The sequence below is a fragment of the Bacillus sp. 22190 genome, assembly GCF_052045575.1.
Taxonomy (GTDB): domain Bacteria; phylum Bacillota; class Bacilli; order Bacillales; family Bacillaceae; genus Bacillus; species Bacillus altitudinis.
In genome coordinates this window covers 414,977-432,567 of the sequence record NZ_JBQEPF010000001.1, presented here as the reverse complement: position 1 = coordinate 432,567, position 17,591 = coordinate 414,977, and the positions used below count along the sequence as shown (strand labels likewise).

The window sequence follows — 17,591 nt, the reverse complement described above, 5'->3', positions numbered from 1 at the left end:
CTTTTTGCATGAAAAGGCTCTGTTTTCTATTATTCTTCTTTTTTCGTTCGTGCTTTTTTCGTAATATCATTGTTCTTCCAATAGGCCCATAGTGATGTGATGCCAAGAAAGGCTAACGTAATGAATTGCTGCACACCTTCTTCATCAATTGGAATTGGGCTTTTCCCTGCAGCGGTGAGAGCGCTGTTCACAAGTGCCAATAAAAGCAGCACAAGCCTCGCTATAGTGCCTGCACTAATTTTTTGAACCTTCAATGTAACCCCTCCCCTTATCCTTTCATACGGGCGATACTGCTCGTTCCCTCTCATATGTATGCAAAAAGCGCATGAATAGAAGAATGAATCAAAAAAAGAGACATCATTCCTATATGCGGAATGATGCCTTGATTTATGTGCTGATTATTTAGAGAACATCTTTTTTGCCTCATCCATTGCCATTTTGTTGCCTAGAGCTGAATAATCAAGCCATGGCTGATCGGCAATCGGATACACTTGGTTTTTCTTTACGGCTTTTAGGCCTTTCCAAATCGGCGTCTGCTCTAACTGTTTGAATGCCTGCTGCGCCTTATCATCACGGTTCACGACGACAAAAATAGCATCTGCATCAAAGTCAGGAAGCACTTCTTGAGAAATGACTTCAAATGGACGTTTGCTGTCCAGCTTTTTCACACCATCTACAGGTGTCAGTCCTAAATCATCGTATAAAATTGGCCCCATCGGACGTTTCATACTAAATACTCGAAGCTCTTTTGCTGTTACACGAATTGCCATCACTTTTCCATTCCCAATCTTTTTCTGGATGAGTGATTTGACTTCTTTTGCTTCTTGATTGTAGTCCTTAATATATTGATCGGCTTCTTTTTCTTTATTGACGAGCTTGCCGATTTTTTTCAAATGATCACGCCATGTGCCATCATTTAAATTGAACACTTCGGTTTTGGCAATTTTTTTGTATTTTGATAAGTCTTGTCCAGCTAGTTCTTCATCAACGTAAATGACATCTGGTTTTAAAGCAAGCAATGACTCCATATCAGGATCTGCTGCGATGCCCAGCTTCTTCGTTTGGCTAAGCTGCTTTTTCGCATGTGGAAGGAAATCTTTTAAGTCTCCCCCTACAACAGAGCCAGCAGGTTTTATCCCGAGTGCTAATAAATCATTTGTTAAATGAATCGACAAGGATGCAATCTTAGGTGTTCCGTTTTCATCTTGATTTGTTGTCTTCTTTGTTTCCTGTTGACCACAAGCGGCCAGAATCAAGAAACAGAGCGTTAAACCAAACACAAGTACTTTTTTCATGATGAGTTCCTCTTTCTTATTTTGTTTTTGTTAGTAAATAGAGAAAATAAGGTGCTCCGATAAAAGCCACAACCACACCCGCTGGGATGGCATTTGGGGCAAATATGGAACGTCCGAGTGTATCAGCACTGACCAAAATCAACAATCCAAGCAAGGCGCTCACTGGTAAAAAATATTGGTGCAGTGAGCCGACAAGACGCCTCGCCAAATGAGGTGCAACAAGGCCAATAAAACCAATTCCGCCTGTCATCGATACACTTGCACTCGCTAGACCAACAGCTAAGGTGAGAAGAAAAAGTCGTTTGCGCTGTACACGTACTCCGACACTTGAGGCGACGGCATCACCTAACGTTAACGCATTGAGTGTGCTGGACTGCATGAGCGTAAGCGGGACAAGACATACGATCCAAGGTAGGAGCGCAAGCACATGAATCCAGTCTCTTCCCCATACATTTCCCACAAGCCACCTTGAAGCGAAGGTGTATGTATCTTCATCCAGTTTCAATGACAAATATAACGTCAATGCACTAAACCCCGCAGCTACGGCAATTCCAACAAGGATCAGCCGGATAGGTACAAGCCCTTCATGCCTGTCGTACGCAAGAAGAACGATGACTGACGCCGCAAGTAGGCCTCCACCAAACGTAAAGAGCGGAATGAGTAAAGATGGATTTCCTTCTAGTACGTGAAAATACGTCACAAAGATGATTAAGCCGAATGCGGCTCCTGCATTCAGACCGATAATCCCAGGATCGGCCAGTGGATTGCGGGATAAACTCTGCAAAATGCCACCTGCGATGCCTAGACCTATTCCAGCTAGTATCGTCACGACGATTCGAGGGAGACGATAATCAAACAGCACCGTCTCACTTTGGAAATCTCCAAAGCCAAATAACGTTTTGACGACAACGAGAGGACTGAGTTTCAGCGTGCCGGTATTTAAACTATACAGCACGACAGCCGCACTCAGACAAAGCAAAACGGCTGTCACGACAAGAGCACGCCGTTTCTCTTTCATGACAGGTTCCTCCCTTCTTTTCTGGCAATATATAAGAAGAAAGGAACACCAACAAGTGCCACCATAACGCCAATGGCAAGCTCTCTTGGCGGATTTACTGTCCGGCTGGCAAGATCAGCGAAGACGAGAAGCATTGCGCCTAAAATCGCTGACATCGGAATGACGAAACGATAATTGACCCCAACCAGCTTTCGTGCAATATGCGGAATGACAAGCCCGACAAACCCAATAGACCCAACCGCCGATACAGAAACGCCTGCCAGCAGAACCGCAGCTGCCATACCTAGTATTCGCACTTGCCGGGTTTTCACCCCTAAATTCGCAGCTACATCTTCACCAAGTGATAATAACGAGAGGGATCGTCCTAATAACATCGCCCAAACGATAACAATGAGAATGACTGGAGCAAGGATCACCAGCTGCGGCCATTTGACACCTGCCACACCCCCTGCATACCAAAAAGCCAGATCCTGACTGAGATCAAAGTAAATGGCGATACCCGAGCTTAGCGCATGCAGCAATGCGGCAACAACAGCTCCAGCTACAGTGAGCCGAAGTGGGGTCAGCACGCCGCCAGCCGCCCCAATGGCAAAGATCAGCAGCGTACTGAGAACGGCCCCAAAAAAAGAAAATAACATCAATGCCGAATAAGGCATTCCTGGAAAAAAAGCAAAACAGAGAGCGACTACAAACATCGCACCGCCGTTAATGCCTAATATCCCGGCATCTGCCAGCGGATTTCTTGTAATGCCTTGCATCAGCGCACCTGCCACAGCAAACGCCGCTCCAACAAGTGCAGCTCCTAGCACACGCGGAAGCCTTATTTCATGAATGATCTGCTGCTCTGTCACATGAGCCTGATAGTCAAATACAGCTGTCCAGACCGTTTGCAAAGACAATGACTTTGCACCGTAGGAAACAGCCAAAAACATAGCCGCCAATAAACCAATGACAGCGAGAAAAAACAATAAAAAGAACAAAATAGGTGATGATCGTTTTTGTTGAGATGTTCGCTTATCCGGCAAAATCGGTGTCATCCTTTTCTTCATTAAAAGTCAGTTTGAAAATGAGAATCATAATCATCAAAATTATAGCCGTCAGCCTCTGAAAAATCAATGTACGGCTCAATTTTTTAATTATTGAAGGTATTGGTAGACGGCAAATAAGAGAATTCTTTCCTTCTGCTTTTTCTCGTTCTGAAAGACCTATCATTTTTTACAGTAGTTTAATAGGAAAATAGTTGACATTCCGCATGAAAATCCCCTAAAATTACAAAAGTAAGTCAAATGTTATAAAAATATTACAAACAGATGTCAAAGAAATAAAGAATGACCCGTCATGAGAGGAGAATTGAAAGTTGTGTCAGTAAAGGGAAAATGGAGTATCATCCTATTTGCGCTTGCCATCGTCATTGGAGCAGTTGCATTCTTTCAAAATCAGCAAGCAAGCGGTACAGAGAAGAAAAATGTGAAGCAGGATACGAATTATAAAAATGTTGAAATTGTCACTCTTGTAAATGACGGGAAGTTTATGAGATATGCGGTGAACTATCCACTTTTTCATCAAAAAAAGCTAGATGACAAGATTCAAAGCTATGCGAATTCAGCATTAGAACATTTCAAAAAGACATTTAGTGAAGCAAAGGACATTGATGAAAACAAACGGTTTGAACTGAATATTGACTATGACATGGTGCACTATGCAAAACAATCTGCGGCCATTTATTTTACGACCTACACATATACAGGTCAGCAAAATGGAACCACTCATCACGTCACAATCAATTTCGATTTTCAGAAAAAAGACTTTCTTGACACAAAAGATTTATTTCAACCAAAAAAGGACTATTTGAAAAAATTATCCTATATTACATACACGGAGCTTAAAAAAGATAAAACCTTGTCTAAGGATCTATCACTCCTTCAAAAAGGAACAGCCCCTACTGATCAAAACTTCAGTCAATTCGCCTTAAAAGAGAAATATATAGAGTTCTATTTCCCAGCTTCTCAAGTAGCCGCAAAGGACTTAGGTCCGCAAACGCTGGCGATCAAAAAGACGCTACTAAAAGATATCTTGAAGCCGGAATATATGAATAAGACCAAAAATCAGAATGAAATCAAAGAACCAAATCCAAAAAGAAAAGCCGTCAAGCTGCCGCAAAAGCCAAAGCTTGATCCGAATAAAAAAGCCATCGCACTCACATTTGATGACGGTCCAAACCCAGCCACAACTTCAACCATTTTAGCAGCGCTGAAGGAAAATAAAGGACACGCCACCTTTTTCGTATTAGGAAGCAGGGTTCAGTATTATCCTGGAATGCTTGCCGACATTTTAAAGGGCGGAAATGAGATCGGAAACCATTCATATAACCATCCTTTATTAACGAGACTCCCTCTAAAAGAAGCGGTCAAACAAGTAAAAGACACGCAGAAACTGATTGAAAAGGCCAGCGGTTATACTCCTACGCACTTTAGACCGCCATATGGAGGAACAAATCCCGACATCAATCAAGCGGTTGGCATGAACGTTTCATTGTGGGATGTCGATCCTGAGGACTGGAAAATTCGCAACAGCCAGCAGATCACAAACCATGTTCTCTCACATGCAGCAGATGGCAAAACCGTACTCATGCACGATATTTATGACAGCTCTGCTCGAGCAGCAGTGAAGATCATACATGAACTCACCAAACAAGGCTACCAGCTTGTCACAGTCAGCGAACTTGAACAATTGAAAAAAGAACGAAACGAACAGACCCCTGTGCAGTAAACACAGGGGCTTTTTTTTATGACTCTAACAACTTCTTTCTTTTTAACAATGCTTGAAACGTCTCTTCAAGCTCATGAGAAGGCTCGATGCTTAAACGACTGAGCACTTCAGACAGCTGCATATCAATCAGCAAGAGCTCTTCTTCTTTCTTTGTAGCAGCTGGCTTTTCTTCCTTTTGTTTATATTCTTCATAGGTGCCATCAAAGCGTTCAATGATTCCCTCGTGCACATGAAGAATACGAGTAGCCACCTGCTCAATGAGCCTTCTGTCGTGGGAGACAAACACAACTGTGCCCGGGTAATCTTTTAAAAGTCCTTCAAGCGCTTCTACTGCCGCAAGGTCTAAAAAGTTCGTCGGTTCATCAAGCATCAGAACATTGGCATCACTGACGAGCAGCTTGGCAAGCATCGTCTTCACCTGTTCCCCGCCGCTTAATACGTTCGTCAGCTTATACACATCGTCTCCCCGAAACCCAAGTCTCGCTAAAACGGTGCGAACGACAGTCTCATCTTGAATCGCCTGTTCCAGTGCATTTTGTAAGATCGATTCATCTAGATTCAGTCCTGAAAGATCTTGGCTGAAATAACCAATCTTCACGGCTTCTGAACGAAAAATCCCGGGATGACCGTTTACAAGCATTCGGAGAAATGTCGTTTTACCGCTCCCATTCTTCCCAATGATCGCGACTTTGTCTCCGCCTCTTACTTCTACATTCGCCTTTTTCCAAAGGACTTTATCTCCTGCCTTGCCATCTACATGTTCGACACGAAAAATGGTGCGGCTTGCCACTTCCTTCATGGTGTGCTGCGTCATTTGAAGAGACTGGGCTTCCTTTACCTTCTCCACCTTTTCTAATTTCTCCATTCTTGTTTCAATAGATTTGGCTGTTTTTTGAAGCTTTTTTTGCTTGTTTGCATAATAAGGCTTTGCAATTTTAGGCCCCGAGGATTTCAGCTTTGGAGATGGCTTTGTCGCTTTGTCGGCTTTTTTCATTTTCTTTTGCAGTGCATGTTCTAACTGTTTTTTCTTCTGGGTATACGCCTCGTACGCCTCCACTTGCTGACGATGTTCGAGTTCTTTTTGCCGGGCAAAATCGCTGTAGTTGCCTTTGTATAGTTTGAGCTTCCCATCTTCTAATTCCCAAATGTCTGTACATAACGCATCTAAAAAAGCACGGTCATGCGAGACGACAATCAGAGCACCTTGATGATAACGAAGCTTTTCTTCTAGCCACTCAATATGCTCCGTATCTAAGTGAGTCGTGGGTTCATCGGCTAATAAAAGGGCAGAAGGCCGGCTTAAAGCTCTCTCAATATAAGCTTGAGTCATCTCTCCGCCACTTTGTCTGCCATCTCCTGTCTTTAGTTGAGGAAGCAGCGTACAAGTTGTAGTGTGTGCAAATGTGCCGCTATCTGGTTTTTCCCTCCCCGCCAGTACATGGAGCAATGTCGTTTTCCCACTGCCATTCGTCCCTACAAGGCCGATTCGGTCCCCTTGATGAATGGCCAGCTCCTCTATATCAAATAACAAGCGATCCTTTCGAAATACTTTTAATTGGTGGGCTCTCAGTAACATCCAACCCTCTCCTTTCGTATCAGGAGACATGAAAAAGCCTCCCATTCTCAGAATAGGAGGCAAAATGGTGTACAAAAATAAGCGTATCGATACAGAATGACATGCGGTTCATCAAATGAGCACACATCTCCCCCGTATCCATCACTTCAATCTTTGATTCCCAAGCTGTACCATCCTATTCCGAAGCTAAAAAATGAAAACGCAGCAAACATAGCAACACATATCGTTTGCTCACTGCCCTCGTTCTTTCATTTTGCTTACAGGTCATAGGATTAGTACTTCATTGCATTGGGTCACCCTTCCGTCGTTTGTTACGTATACGATAAAAGATTGGTTATTTTTTGTCAAGTAGGTTTCCTATTGAGACAGGCTGGCCAACTTGGGTAAACACCTTACCTATTGCATCTGTTTCGCTTGCATAAACTGATCAATGACACGTAATGCTTTTTCTGTTCCACCTGCTGTTTGGAAACTTTCTTCAATCATTTCAATCCCAGCACGATATGTGTCACTTCCGAGTACACTCTCTACAGTATCTCTCAACTGTTTTGCTGTCAGCTGGTCTTTATCGAGTGCACGAGCAGCAGAGAGATCCGTCAGTCTTTTTGCCACCATCGGCTGATCTTTGTCAACCGGGATGACAACCATTGGAACATGATAATGAATACCTTCATTGACACTGTTCATCCCGCCGTGGGTCACAAACACATCTGTCAGTTCAAGGACTTCAAGCTGCGGCACATAAGGCTCGATGAGAAAATGGGATGGCGCTTCTTTTAGGAGAGACATGTCGATTTTTTCACCAGTTGCGAGAATCACTTTTCCATCAAAGTCGGCAAAGGCATCAATACACATATTAAAGAATGCTTCAGTATCTCCAAGAACCGTTCCCATTGAAATAAAGACAACCTTCTCTCGCTCAAGCGTTTCTAACGGGAAATCATGCTGGTCAGCACGTTTTAGGAAGCTCGGTCCAATGAAAACAAACGAATCATCCAATGCATCAACAGACGGCTGAAAATATTCACTTGTATACACCATATTCAGTTCGCCGCGGTTTTTCATGAATTGCATCAAATGTGTTGGCTGAACGCCAAAACGTTCATGTATTTCTTCTAACAGATGAGCCGCCTTCTCATCTTTTCTGTATAGAGGTGTATCAAAATGCGCCTCTTGCAGCACAAAAGAAGGATTCGAACCAATGCCTGGAATCTGTAAGTAATCCCGCACAAGCTCACCTGCTCCAAACATATCAAAATAGACCAAATCAAATGAATGCTGTTGAGAAAGAGTTTCCACCACTTCTAAAATGTCTAATGACGTTTGTAGCATGGCATGAAAAAATGGCTGCATTGACTCTAAATCGCTTTCTTCGACACTTAATGTGCGAATATAATCTGGATGTATATGTACGTGAGCGCCTAAGCGTTTGATCCGCTTTTGATAATGTTCAGTTGTGACCACATGCACTTCATCACCTCGATCAACAAATGCTCTTATCATTCCTAACATTGGGTTCACATGTCCTTCAGCTGGGAACGTAATCATTAAAACCTTCGCCACAAGAATCCTCTCCTTATTGTCAATTCCCTTCCATGTTAATCTTATACAGTGATCGAGCTCAACAAATACGCCTGAAAAGGGCAGAAATGAGTCTTATGGCTAGTATTTTAAGAGGATAGCAGAAAAAAAGACAAAGCCTCCTATTTAAGTGCTTTGTCTTTTAGATCGGATCTGATATTTTGATATTTATTCAAAGCAGGCTGAATACACATTTCCTATATTGAAAAATTCAAGTAGTGCTCTTTTTGCTTCAGGACTAGCATTTTTCGCTGCTTTATTTACAGCTGTTTTTACAGCATTCGCCTTACTTTTTCCTGCCTCTCTAGCCGCTTTATACGCTGGAATCAATGTTTTAACAAATTTTGTAGCACCTCCTGCAGCTTTTAATGCGGACTTGACTTTTGCGATTTTTGCTATCGGTATAACATTGGTTATAATGGCAGTTCCAACCGCGGAAATACAACCAACTACCCCCATAGTAACAACCTCACCTTGTCGTTGAAGAGGGATATTAGAGTTCTCTTCCAACCATTTAACTACAGCTTCATCCCCTTTGGCAATAACGCTGTCAGGTAAAGCTTCAATCGCCAATAAAACCTCTAGCAACTCTTGATACTCTTCATCCACTTCTGAATTAGGACTAATTGCTGTTGCATTCGCAGTAAAAATCGTTGACAATAGCATGAAAAGAGCTGTTATGAAGCATATTACACTCTTTTTATGAAAAATAGTTTTCATCCAATATACCCCTTCCTTGTTTATTTTTTGAATACGAGGTAAAAATATCATATTATAATAATTGTTTCAATTTTATAGATTCATATTGGAGGGATATTTTGTGAAAGTCTTGGAGAAATACAGTTATTTAATCATCATTCTTTGTCTGGCGGCAATGATAGTGACAAACTTCACTGTGAATGACAATATAGTAAAAAATACTGTATCCGTGATTGGATTTATCATTGTTCTTTTTACAATTATACCTGCGGCTATTTACAGGAAAGGCCAAAAAGGCAGGTAACCCCTTTATAGCAAACAACCCCATTCTTATGTTAAGAGTGGGGTTGATTTTATTATACTCGGATAGATGTTGCTGGCTTGCAGCCAAACCATTTTATCACTTGCTTATCCTAACTTTATTAGAAGAAAACGATCAATTCGATTAAACATAAAAAACCCCTCTTCATATGAAGAGGGATTCATGAAAGACCTTTATCATCGTAAGCAAGGTCAAGTACGCGCTCGGAGGGATTCGAACCCCCGGCAGACGTGGTACCGGAAACCACCGCTCTATCCAACTGAGCTACGAGCGCACGATATGTTTTTTAAACGTCAGCATATCAAATTATAAGGGAAATGCTGCAAGAAAGCAATGATTAATCGCCAGCCCTGTCGATGTATTTTCTTCATTCCCATACATATAATCATATGATGGTTTGAAGTGAAAGGATTTTGGGGAAAATGGATAGGGGTATTTGATTTTAGGTCAGCATTTTGTTTGACCTTTATTGACCAAAAATGTATCATTGAATTACATACTTACCTAAAAGGTGAAGGAGGAACATTATGAATTTAATACCTACAGTCATTGAGCAAACAAATCGTGGGGAAAGAGCTTACGACATTTATTCTCGTCTTTTAAAAGACCGTATTATCATGCTTGGTTCTGCGATCGATGACAATGTTGCCAACTCCATCGTATCACAGCTTCTCTTCTTAGAAGCCGAGGATCCAGAAAAAGATATCTCTATCTACATTAACAGCCCTGGCGGTTCGATCACAGCTGGTATGGCCATTTACGATACGATGCAATTTATTAAACCAAAGGTATCAACTATTTGTATTGGTATGGCTGCATCTATGGGTGCGTTCCTGCTTGCTGCTGGTGAAAAAGGTAAGCGTTATGCCCTTCCAAATAGTGAAGTGATGATTCACCAACCACTAGGTGGTGCGCAAGGTCAAGCAACAGAAATTGAAATTGCGGCAAAACGAATCCTTTCTTTACGCGATAAACTGAACCAAGTACTTGCTGAACGTACTGGTCAGCCAATTGAAGTCATTGAGCGCGATACAGATCGTGACAACTTTAAAACAGCGGAAGAAGCACTTCAATACGGACTCATTGACAAAGTCTTGACCCGTAATACAGAAGAACAAAAATAATCACAAAACAAACCGTCTGCTCTTTGAACAGACGGTTTTTTGTTATGCATCTATTTTAAGACAGCTCCGTCCATTTCTGTTGAAGAGTTGGTGTTTGATAGGAAGCCATCTGTGAAATCAATTCTTCCGGTTCTCCAGAGGCATGTAGCAATTGAAGGTGTGATTCATTCGAAAAACCTTCCTGTACACTAAACTTCACCATGTCTATGAGCGGATTGAAATAGTCATTCACTTGATACAATCCGATTGGCTTTTGATGGATGCCAATTTGCGCCCAACATAGCACCTCAAATAATTCTTCATATGTACCAAAACCACCTGGCATGGCAATAAACCCATCGGCCAGCTCGCTCATTTTCGCTTTTCGTTCATGCATCCCTTTGACTTCAATCAATTCGGTTAGCTCTTGATGCACAACCTCTCCTCTAAAAAGCCCTTTTGGCATGACTCCGATCACTTGCCCGCCGTTTTTCAATACCTCATCCGCTATAGCGCCCATTAAGCCAATTCGTGAGCCACCGTATACAAGGCGGATTCCTTGCTCTGCCATATAAGCCCCTAGCTCGACAGCTTTTTGTTTGTAGATGTCATTCACACCTGGATTCGAACCAGCAAACACACAAATCGTTTTCATCAAAACAGCTCCATCTCTCTCTATGATTTCTTCACCCACTCATTCTACTATAATTCATTGTAAAGAAACAGCCGCTCTATCTATATATAGTGTAAAATCAGAAGGTGAACACCATATAAGGAGCTGTATAAAGAGAATGCAAACAACTGAAATGGAAAAATGGATCAAAGATTTCTACAAAATGAGAAATTGGACAGAATACGGGCCGTTTATCAGGTTAGGTTTCCTGATGGAAGAAACAGGTGAACTCGCTCGCGCAGTCAGGGCGGTCGAAATTGGACGCGATCGACCTGATGAGAAAACACAGGAGGACGCCGCGTTAAGAAAGGACCTTATTGAAGAAATGGGAGATGTCTTAGGAAATCTACTTGTTCTAGCTGATCTCTATGATGTAACAGTAGAAGAGGTCTTCTCTTCCCATCAACAGAAACTCACACAACGGTTTTCTAGTGAAAAAGAGCAGGTAAAAAGCCCGTGACCGACATGTCACGGGCTTCAGATTGTTGACAAAGGGCTAAAATGAACTTGATTAGCCCTTTGTCTTCTTTTCAGCGTGATAGAAAACCTTTGCAGTCTAGGAAGGACGAGTACCGGCGCGGAGCGAATTTGACATTCGTGAGCACCGGCACGCAGAACTGACAAAGAATGCGAGGGTTTGTCTATACGCTGAAGCACGTCGCCGACATGTCACGTGCTTTTTTTAGCCTTTTATAGCTGCTGTGGTGAAATATCATCCGTTCGTTCAAAGAAATGCTGCTTTCCAATGTGATGGAAAAGACCGGTACGATGCAAAAGCTCTTTTGGCTGTGATTGAAGCCCTACAATCATCAATTTTCCATTGTGATGCTTTAAACGATTAGAAATGTTCATCAGAACCGCTTCTGCTGAGGTGTCCATATAATTCACTTTGTTCATAAGCAAAATGAGTGTTTTCGGCTTTGTCTGAACATGATCCAAAATCGAATTTTCCAATGAATCGGTTGTACCGAAAAAGAGTGGCCCTTCAATCGAATACATACTAATCCCTTTCTGATCGGTCTCCCTTTCTAAGGCAGCTGCGGTTTCGATTTGAGGAACAGCGACATTTGTGTGGATATTCGTTGTCTGGCTCATTTTTTTGATAAAGGCGATAAACGCTAAAATGAGACCTGCAGTCACCCCTATAATCAAATCACCGATGACCGTTAGCAGGAAGGTCACGACAAGCACAAGGGAATCCGCATTTTTGACTTTGACAATATTGATAAACTCCTTTTTCTCACTCATATTCCACGCCACAAACATCAAAATCGGTGCCATGGCAGCAAGTGGAATCATCGATGCATATGGTGCAAATAACATTAAGATGAGCAAGACAACGACACCATGCACGACTCCTGAAATGGGGCTTGCTCCACCATTTTTAATGTTTGTTGCCGTACGAGCAATCGCTCCAGTCGCTGGGATCCCTCCAAAAAGCGGTGCCGCCATATTGGCAATTCCTTGTCCGACGAGTTCTTTATTGCTGTCATGTTTAGAACCTTTCATATTATCAGCTACCATCGCGGACAAGATCGACTCCACGCCGCCCAAAAGCGCAATGACAATAGCCGGCGGCAGCAAATAAATCATTTTTTCAATCGTCAATTCAGGAAAAGCGAAAGTTGGTAGCTGACGAGGGATTTCGCCATATGCAGAGCCGATGGTTTCAACTTGTCCTTGAAAAAAGAGAACAGCTATAAATGTTGAAACGAGTAGACCTAATAGAGCACCAGGTATTTTGGGAATGTATTTTTGTGCCGCCAAAATCACGATGAACCCAACAATCGCTGTGAGAATGGCGAGACTGTTTGCGGTACCGAGATGGACCACGATTTCTCTCATATTGAGGAAAAAGCTTTCATGTTTTTCAACACCCTTTAATCCGAGGAAGTTGGCAATCTGTCCTGAAAAAATAATGACAGCAATGCCGGCAGTAAAGCCGATGATAACCGGACGAGGAATAAATTTCATGAGCTTTCCTAGTTTGAATATTCCGAATAAGACAAGCATACAGCCTGCCATAAAACCAGCAATGAGTAAGTTTTCAATACCGTACTGGCTGACGATCCCGAATAAAATTGGAACAAATGCCCCGGTCGGTCCGCCAATCTGATACTTTGAACCACCAAACAATGAAATCAAAATGCCGGCAACGATGACTGTGTATAATCCGTATTCTGGTCCGACACCAGATGCAATGGCAAAAGCCATGCCTAAAGGAATTGCCACAACGCCCACGACAAGCCCAGCGATTAAATCGCGTCTAAACTTTGATGAATCATAACCTTCAAATCTTCCATAAAAACGCATGGTATGTGTTGGCCTCCTTCAAGTATGTGTAGATGATTTAGGTATATTGCGGGTCGATCTGTTTATCTTTTATAACGACATCCAGCTTTCCTGTTGCCGGATGAATCACTAGTCCATGAACAGCTACATCACTTGGCATGAGCGGGTGCTCTTTGACTAATTTCACACTTTGGGATACGCTCTCTTCCACTGAATCAAAGCCTGTCAGCCAGCCCTTTAAATCGACACCTGCGCTTTTCACAATGCTCAAACACTTTTCCTCAATTCCCCGTGCTTTTGCCTTTTCAAGTAAAGGGTCTGCCGCAAGGCCTGCCATTCCGCATTCATGATGTCCGACAATGCATACTTCCTCTGCTTTCAGCTCATAAATGGCTAGTAAAATACTCCGCATGACACTACCAAATGGATGTGTGACGATGGCTCCTGCATTTTTAATGATCTTCGCATCACCATTACGAAGCCCCATGGATTGCGGTAATAATTCCAACAGGCGTGTATCCATACAAGTTAATATAACCAATTTCTTCTCAGGAAATTTTCCCGCCTTGAAAGGCTCATACTGTCTCTCTTTCACAAAATCTGCATTGTGCTGAAGAATCTGTTCTAATGTTGATTCCATCCTGTCATCTCCTAACTTTTTTAAGTGATTGTAACGCTTACCTGGCCTCCTTTTCCCTTGTGTGTTCTCAAGCATAGAGAAGAAAAATGATAGAAAAAAAAGAAAAAAATGAGAAAACGATGAGAGAATATGTAAGCATTTTCTCTATTTTGCTCTTTGTTCCGCTTCAGCACAGGGGATATGCGGCTTTTGCTTATAAACGATGGCTCACATTTCACCAAAAGACGATGAAAAGGTTTAGTAGAAAATGACCGTCCCGTTTAATACACTGCAAATATAATAAATTTTCTATCAAAAAGTCTCGATCTATTTTCCAGTTTGTCAGATTATCTCTCGAAACATCTAGCATTTTTCTATGACTCATCTACTAATCACTCGTTTTTCTACATCATAAAAAGACATCAGATGGCCATGTCATTTACTCTTTCACTATAAAAATCTCTTCTTTTCCGTTATTTCAGTATATTAAATATTGAGCAGCTCATATTCAAACGTGTACTGCCAAAATGGTTGCTTTATAATAAAAAGAGAAAGGTGACCATGTGAAAGGAGCGAGCTGATGATGAAACCACATATTTTTGTCGCCAAACCCTTACCTGCCTCTTTTGAAGACATGCTAAAGGAACATTGTACATACGAGGTATGGCAGTCAAAGGACCCGATTCCAAGAGATGTGTTATTTGAGAAGCTGCAGAATGCTGATGGCCTTTTAACATCTGGTACGAAAATTGATCAAGATTTATTAGATCATGCACCCCAACTCAAGGTGGTGAGCAATAATTCAGTCGGCTATGACAATTTTGATCTAGAAGCCATGAGACAAAGAGGCGTGATTGGTACGCACACGCCTTATACACTCGATCATACCGTTGCTGATCTTGCCTTTTCGCTCATTCTCTCTTCTGCAAGGAGAATTGCCGAGCTTGATCGTTTTATCCGTAAGGGAAAATGGACAAAATTTGTTCAAGAGGAAGATATATTCGGCATTGACGTCCATCATCAAACGCTTGGGATCATTGGGATGGGACGAATCGGTGAGCAAGTAGCCAAACGAGCCGCTCATGGTTTTGACATGAACGTCCTCTATCACAACCGGAGCCGGAACGAGAAAGCCGAATCGGCCTACGGCGCTGTATATTGTGCACTGGATGACTTGCTGAAGCAAGCTGATATCATTGTGTTAATCACACCGCTGACTGATGAGACGTACCATATGATAGGAAAGCGGGAATTGAAATTAATGAAGCCGACAGCTTTATTCGTGAACATCTCCCGCGGAAAAACCGTCGATGAGAAAAGCCTCATTCAAGCACTGCAGGAAGGGTGGATCAAAGGAGCTGGTCTGGATGTGTACGAGCAAGAACCGCTTCAGGAAGATCATCCTTTCAAAGAGATGGACAATGTCACACTTGCCCCGCATATCGGTTCCGCTACTGAAACGACAAGAGACCTTATGCTGAAACGAGCTATTCATAATGTGCTTCATGGAATTGACGGCAAAGCCCCTGTTGATATTGTGAAGGAGCTTGCCTCATCTTAATTGAAAAAAGGCGCAGGGAACTGCGTCTTTTTGTATACGTCATCTAGAGACAGTAGGTCAAAAAGCCTCATTTTCACCAATCTCCTGATTCTTTACATTCTCTTCATATGCCGGTGCTATAATATGAGGTAGACAAGCATCAAGAGGACGGCATCCCATTTCCTTTTGAGGAGGATCAAGATGAAAAAAATAAGTTCGATTTTTACTCTGTTCGCTCTGATTGCTGCCATTCTGTTTTCTGGATTTATCCCGCAGCAAGCCCATGCAGAAACACCACTTACACCAACAGCCACAAATGAAACTGCTTCCGTACAGCTTGCACCAGACCTTCGTACCCTTGCCGTCATTAATACCTTTGATGGTGTAGCAGATTACTTAATCCGTTATAAACGACTACCTGATAATTACATCACCAAATCACAAGCGAGCGCCCTCGGATGGGTTGCATCAAAAGGAAATTTAGCTGAAGTCGCGCCGGGCAAAAGCATCGGTGGAGACGTATTCTCTAATCGGGAGGGACGCCTTCCATCAGCTAGTGGTCGTACATGGCGTGAAGCCGACATCAACTACGTCTCCGGTTTCCGTAATGCTGACCGCCTAGTATACTCTAGTGACTGGCTCATTTATAAAACAACCGATCACTATGCGACATTTACGCGGATTCGTTAATCAATGAAAAAGACAGCCCTTTGATGAGCTGTCTTTTTTATAATGTTTGCTTGCGAGCTGCAAACGTTGTGTCAATTGATATTGCTACATGAGATTTATCACTAGGCAATCATGTTATTCAAAACAGACAGAATATTAAGTTAATTATATCTTTACATCCACTCTTTTAATATTTTATATCGTTTATTTTATTCACATTTAGTTGTTCATCTTCAATCATATTTTCACTACGCGCAATACACAGTGTACTGACTACGTCACCTGTCACGTTAAGTGAGGTGTGTCCCATATCGATGATTCTATAGATCCCAGCAATCATTCCAACTATCTCCATAGGGAGCCCTAATGTAGTTAACAGCATAATGGTCATAACGATACCACCTCCAGGAATGCCGGGCGATCCAACTGATATTAAAGTTGTCATTAATATGACTAGTAATTGCTGGCTAATTGGCATGTCAATCCCATATATTTGCGATACAAATATGATGGCAGCAGAGTAATACACAACGGCACCATTCATGTTCATCGTTGCTCCAATAGGAAGGGTAAATTGTGCTAATTCCTCTTTCACCTTAAAATCTTCTTTCGTCACAGAAATAGTAACAGGTAAAGTTCCAGAACTGCTTGTCGTACTCGCAGTCACTACCCAAATTTTACCGATTGACTTAAAGAATTTGGATAAAGGAATTTTCGCTATGAATTTTAACATAAACAAGTACATCAAAATGATGACAGAAATCAAACCTATATAATCAACTAAAATAAATTTGCCCAAAGGCCCAAATATTTTCAAACCGTATTCCCCAATCGTACAAGCCATTAAAGCAGCCACACCTATAGGTGAAAATGCCATGATGATTCCTGTCATTTTATACATTACCTGTGTACCTTCTTCAAAAAAATGTCTAAAGGTGACTGATTTATTTCCTACTAAAACGATGGATATCCCCAAGAAAATAGAAAAGATGATAATTTGCATGAGATTTCCTTCTGCTAGAGCCTGAACAGGATTTGATGGAAATAGACCTAATATCGTCTCTCCAAAAGTAGGAATATTGGCAGCTTTATATTCAGACGATGTCTTGATACTATCAATATCGATTCCATTCCCCGGTTTAAATATATGCGCAACCAAAAGACCGATTCCACCTGCTATTAAAGTCGTTCCAATATAATAAATCAACGTCTTTGTTCCGATTTTCTTTAATTTTTGAACATCACCAATACTAAAGATTCCAGAAGTGATGGAGAAAAAAATGAGCGGAACCACGATCATTTTAATGAGTGTTAAGAATATATCCCCAATAGGTTTAATGATTAATATTTTTTCTTTAAAGATTAAACCTAGCAATATACCGATGACAAACCCAATAAATACTTTTGTACCGAGACCTAATTTCTTCATTAGTAG

15 protein-coding genes, 1 tRNA gene and 1 pseudogene are annotated in these 17,591 nt (G+C 41.8%); 5 read left to right on the top strand and 12 right to left on the bottom strand.

The window, feature by feature from the left end; genetic code table 11:
- Positions 1-29: 29 nt before the first annotated feature.
- From ACTJKA_RS02175 to ACTJKA_RS02160, 4 genes are all read right to left on the bottom strand, one after another.
- The gene (locus tag ACTJKA_RS02175; protein WP_008347764.1) at positions 30-254 is read right to left on the bottom strand and encodes a phage holin; all 225 of its coding nucleotides are present in this window, start codon (positions 252-254) and stop codon (positions 30-32) included.
- Positions 255-398: 144 nt separating this feature from the next.
- The gene (locus ACTJKA_RS02170; protein WP_007500130.1) at positions 399-1,295 is read right to left on the bottom strand and encodes an iron-hydroxamate ABC transporter substrate-binding protein; all 897 of its coding nucleotides are present in this window, start codon (positions 1,293-1,295) and stop codon (positions 399-401) included.
- Between the two features lie 16 nt (positions 1,296-1,311).
- Positions 1,312-2,313, bottom strand: a complete 1,002-nt coding sequence (locus ACTJKA_RS02165; protein ID WP_322536041.1) for a FecCD family ABC transporter permease — start codon at positions 2,311-2,313, stop codon at positions 1,312-1,314.
- Positions 2,310-3,362 (bottom strand): FecCD family ABC transporter permease, encoded by a 1,053-nt coding sequence (locus ACTJKA_RS02160; protein WP_409222516.1) that lies wholly within the window; start codon positions 3,360-3,362, stop codon positions 2,310-2,312. The genes ACTJKA_RS02165 and ACTJKA_RS02160 overlap by 4 nt, the downstream gene beginning before the upstream one ends.
- Positions 3,363-3,672: 310 nt before the next feature.
- On the opposite strand from ACTJKA_RS02160, the gene ACTJKA_RS02155 reads away from it, so the two are divergent.
- Positions 3,673-5,082, top strand: a complete 1,410-nt coding sequence (locus ACTJKA_RS02155; RefSeq protein ID WP_017359186.1) for a polysaccharide deacetylase family protein — start codon at positions 3,673-3,675, stop codon at positions 5,080-5,082.
- Positions 5,083-5,098: 16 nt separating this feature from the next.
- Here ACTJKA_RS02155 and abc-f read toward each other — a convergent pair whose 3' ends face one another.
- The 4 genes from abc-f to ACTJKA_RS02135 all read right to left on the bottom strand — a co-directional run bounded on the left by abc-f (position 5,099) and on the right by ACTJKA_RS02135 (position 9,534).
- A complete protein-coding gene (abc-f, locus tag ACTJKA_RS02150) occupies positions 5,099-6,658 on the bottom strand; it encodes a ribosomal protection-like ABC-F family protein (protein ID WP_345911122.1) in 1,560 nt (519 codons plus the stop codon).
- 396 nt (positions 6,659-7,054) lie between these two features.
- Positions 7,055-8,221, bottom strand: a complete 1,167-nt coding sequence (locus ACTJKA_RS02145) for a macrolide family glycosyltransferase (RefSeq protein WP_345911123.1) — start codon at positions 8,219-8,221, stop codon at positions 7,055-7,057.
- 186 nt (positions 8,222-8,407) lie between these two features.
- Positions 8,408-8,959, bottom strand: coding sequence for a hypothetical protein (locus ACTJKA_RS02140; protein WP_017359180.1), 552 nt, complete (start codon positions 8,957-8,959; stop codon positions 8,408-8,410).
- Positions 8,960-9,458: 499 nt separating this feature from the next.
- A tRNA-Arg gene (locus tag ACTJKA_RS02135) sits at positions 9,459-9,534 on the bottom strand.
- A 253-nt stretch (positions 9,535-9,787) separates the two neighbouring features.
- Here ACTJKA_RS02135 and clpP point away from each other — a divergent pair.
- Positions 9,788-10,384 (top strand): ATP-dependent Clp endopeptidase proteolytic subunit ClpP, encoded by a 597-nt coding sequence (gene clpP / locus ACTJKA_RS02130; protein WP_007500118.1) that lies wholly within the window; start codon positions 9,788-9,790, stop codon positions 10,382-10,384.
- A 55-nt stretch (positions 10,385-10,439) separates the two neighbouring features.
- On the opposite strand, the gene ACTJKA_RS02125 is transcribed toward clpP, so the two are convergent.
- Positions 10,440-11,018, bottom strand: coding sequence for a TIGR00730 family Rossman fold protein (locus ACTJKA_RS02125; protein ID WP_041091288.1), 579 nt, complete (start codon positions 11,016-11,018; stop codon positions 10,440-10,442).
- A gap of 136 nt (positions 11,019-11,154) precedes the next feature.
- On the opposite strand from ACTJKA_RS02125, the gene ACTJKA_RS02120 reads away from it, so the two are divergent.
- Positions 11,155-11,496 (top strand): MazG nucleotide pyrophosphohydrolase domain-containing protein, encoded by a 342-nt coding sequence (locus ACTJKA_RS02120; RefSeq protein ID WP_008347798.1) that lies wholly within the window; start codon positions 11,155-11,157, stop codon positions 11,494-11,496.
- Positions 11,497-11,726: 230 nt separating this feature from the next.
- On the opposite strand, the gene ACTJKA_RS02115 is transcribed toward ACTJKA_RS02120, so the two are convergent.
- Together ACTJKA_RS02115 and ACTJKA_RS02110 are read right to left on the bottom strand one after the other, a co-directional pair.
- The gene (locus ACTJKA_RS02115) at positions 11,727-13,349 is read right to left on the bottom strand and encodes a SulP family inorganic anion transporter (RefSeq protein WP_171465796.1); all 1,623 of its coding nucleotides are present in this window, start codon (positions 13,347-13,349) and stop codon (positions 11,727-11,729) included.
- Positions 13,350-13,386: 37 nt separating this feature from the next.
- Positions 13,387-13,968, bottom strand: coding sequence for a beta-class carbonic anhydrase (locus ACTJKA_RS02110; RefSeq protein ID WP_017357909.1), 582 nt, complete (start codon positions 13,966-13,968; stop codon positions 13,387-13,389).
- 562 nt (positions 13,969-14,530) lie between these two features.
- On the opposite strand from ACTJKA_RS02110, the gene ACTJKA_RS02105 reads away from it, so the two are divergent.
- Both ACTJKA_RS02105 and ACTJKA_RS02100 read left to right on the top strand, forming a co-directional pair.
- Entirely contained in the window at positions 14,531-15,508 is a 978-nt protein-coding gene (locus tag ACTJKA_RS02105; protein ID WP_345911133.1) for a 2-hydroxyacid dehydrogenase, read from the top strand.
- Positions 15,509-15,850: 342 nt separating this feature from the next.
- A pseudogene (locus ACTJKA_RS02100) lies at positions 15,851-16,177 on the top strand (ribonuclease); the annotation flags it as partial.
- Positions 16,178-16,343: 166 nt separating this feature from the next.
- On the opposite strand, the gene ACTJKA_RS02095 reads toward ACTJKA_RS02100, so the two are convergent.
- Positions 16,344-17,585 carry a dicarboxylate/amino acid:cation symporter gene (locus ACTJKA_RS02095; RefSeq protein ID WP_345911134.1) on the bottom strand — a complete coding sequence of 414 codons (1,242 nt, stop codon included), beginning with the start codon at positions 17,583-17,585 and terminating at the stop codon, positions 16,344-16,346.
- Positions 17,586-17,591: the final 6 nt, after the last annotated feature.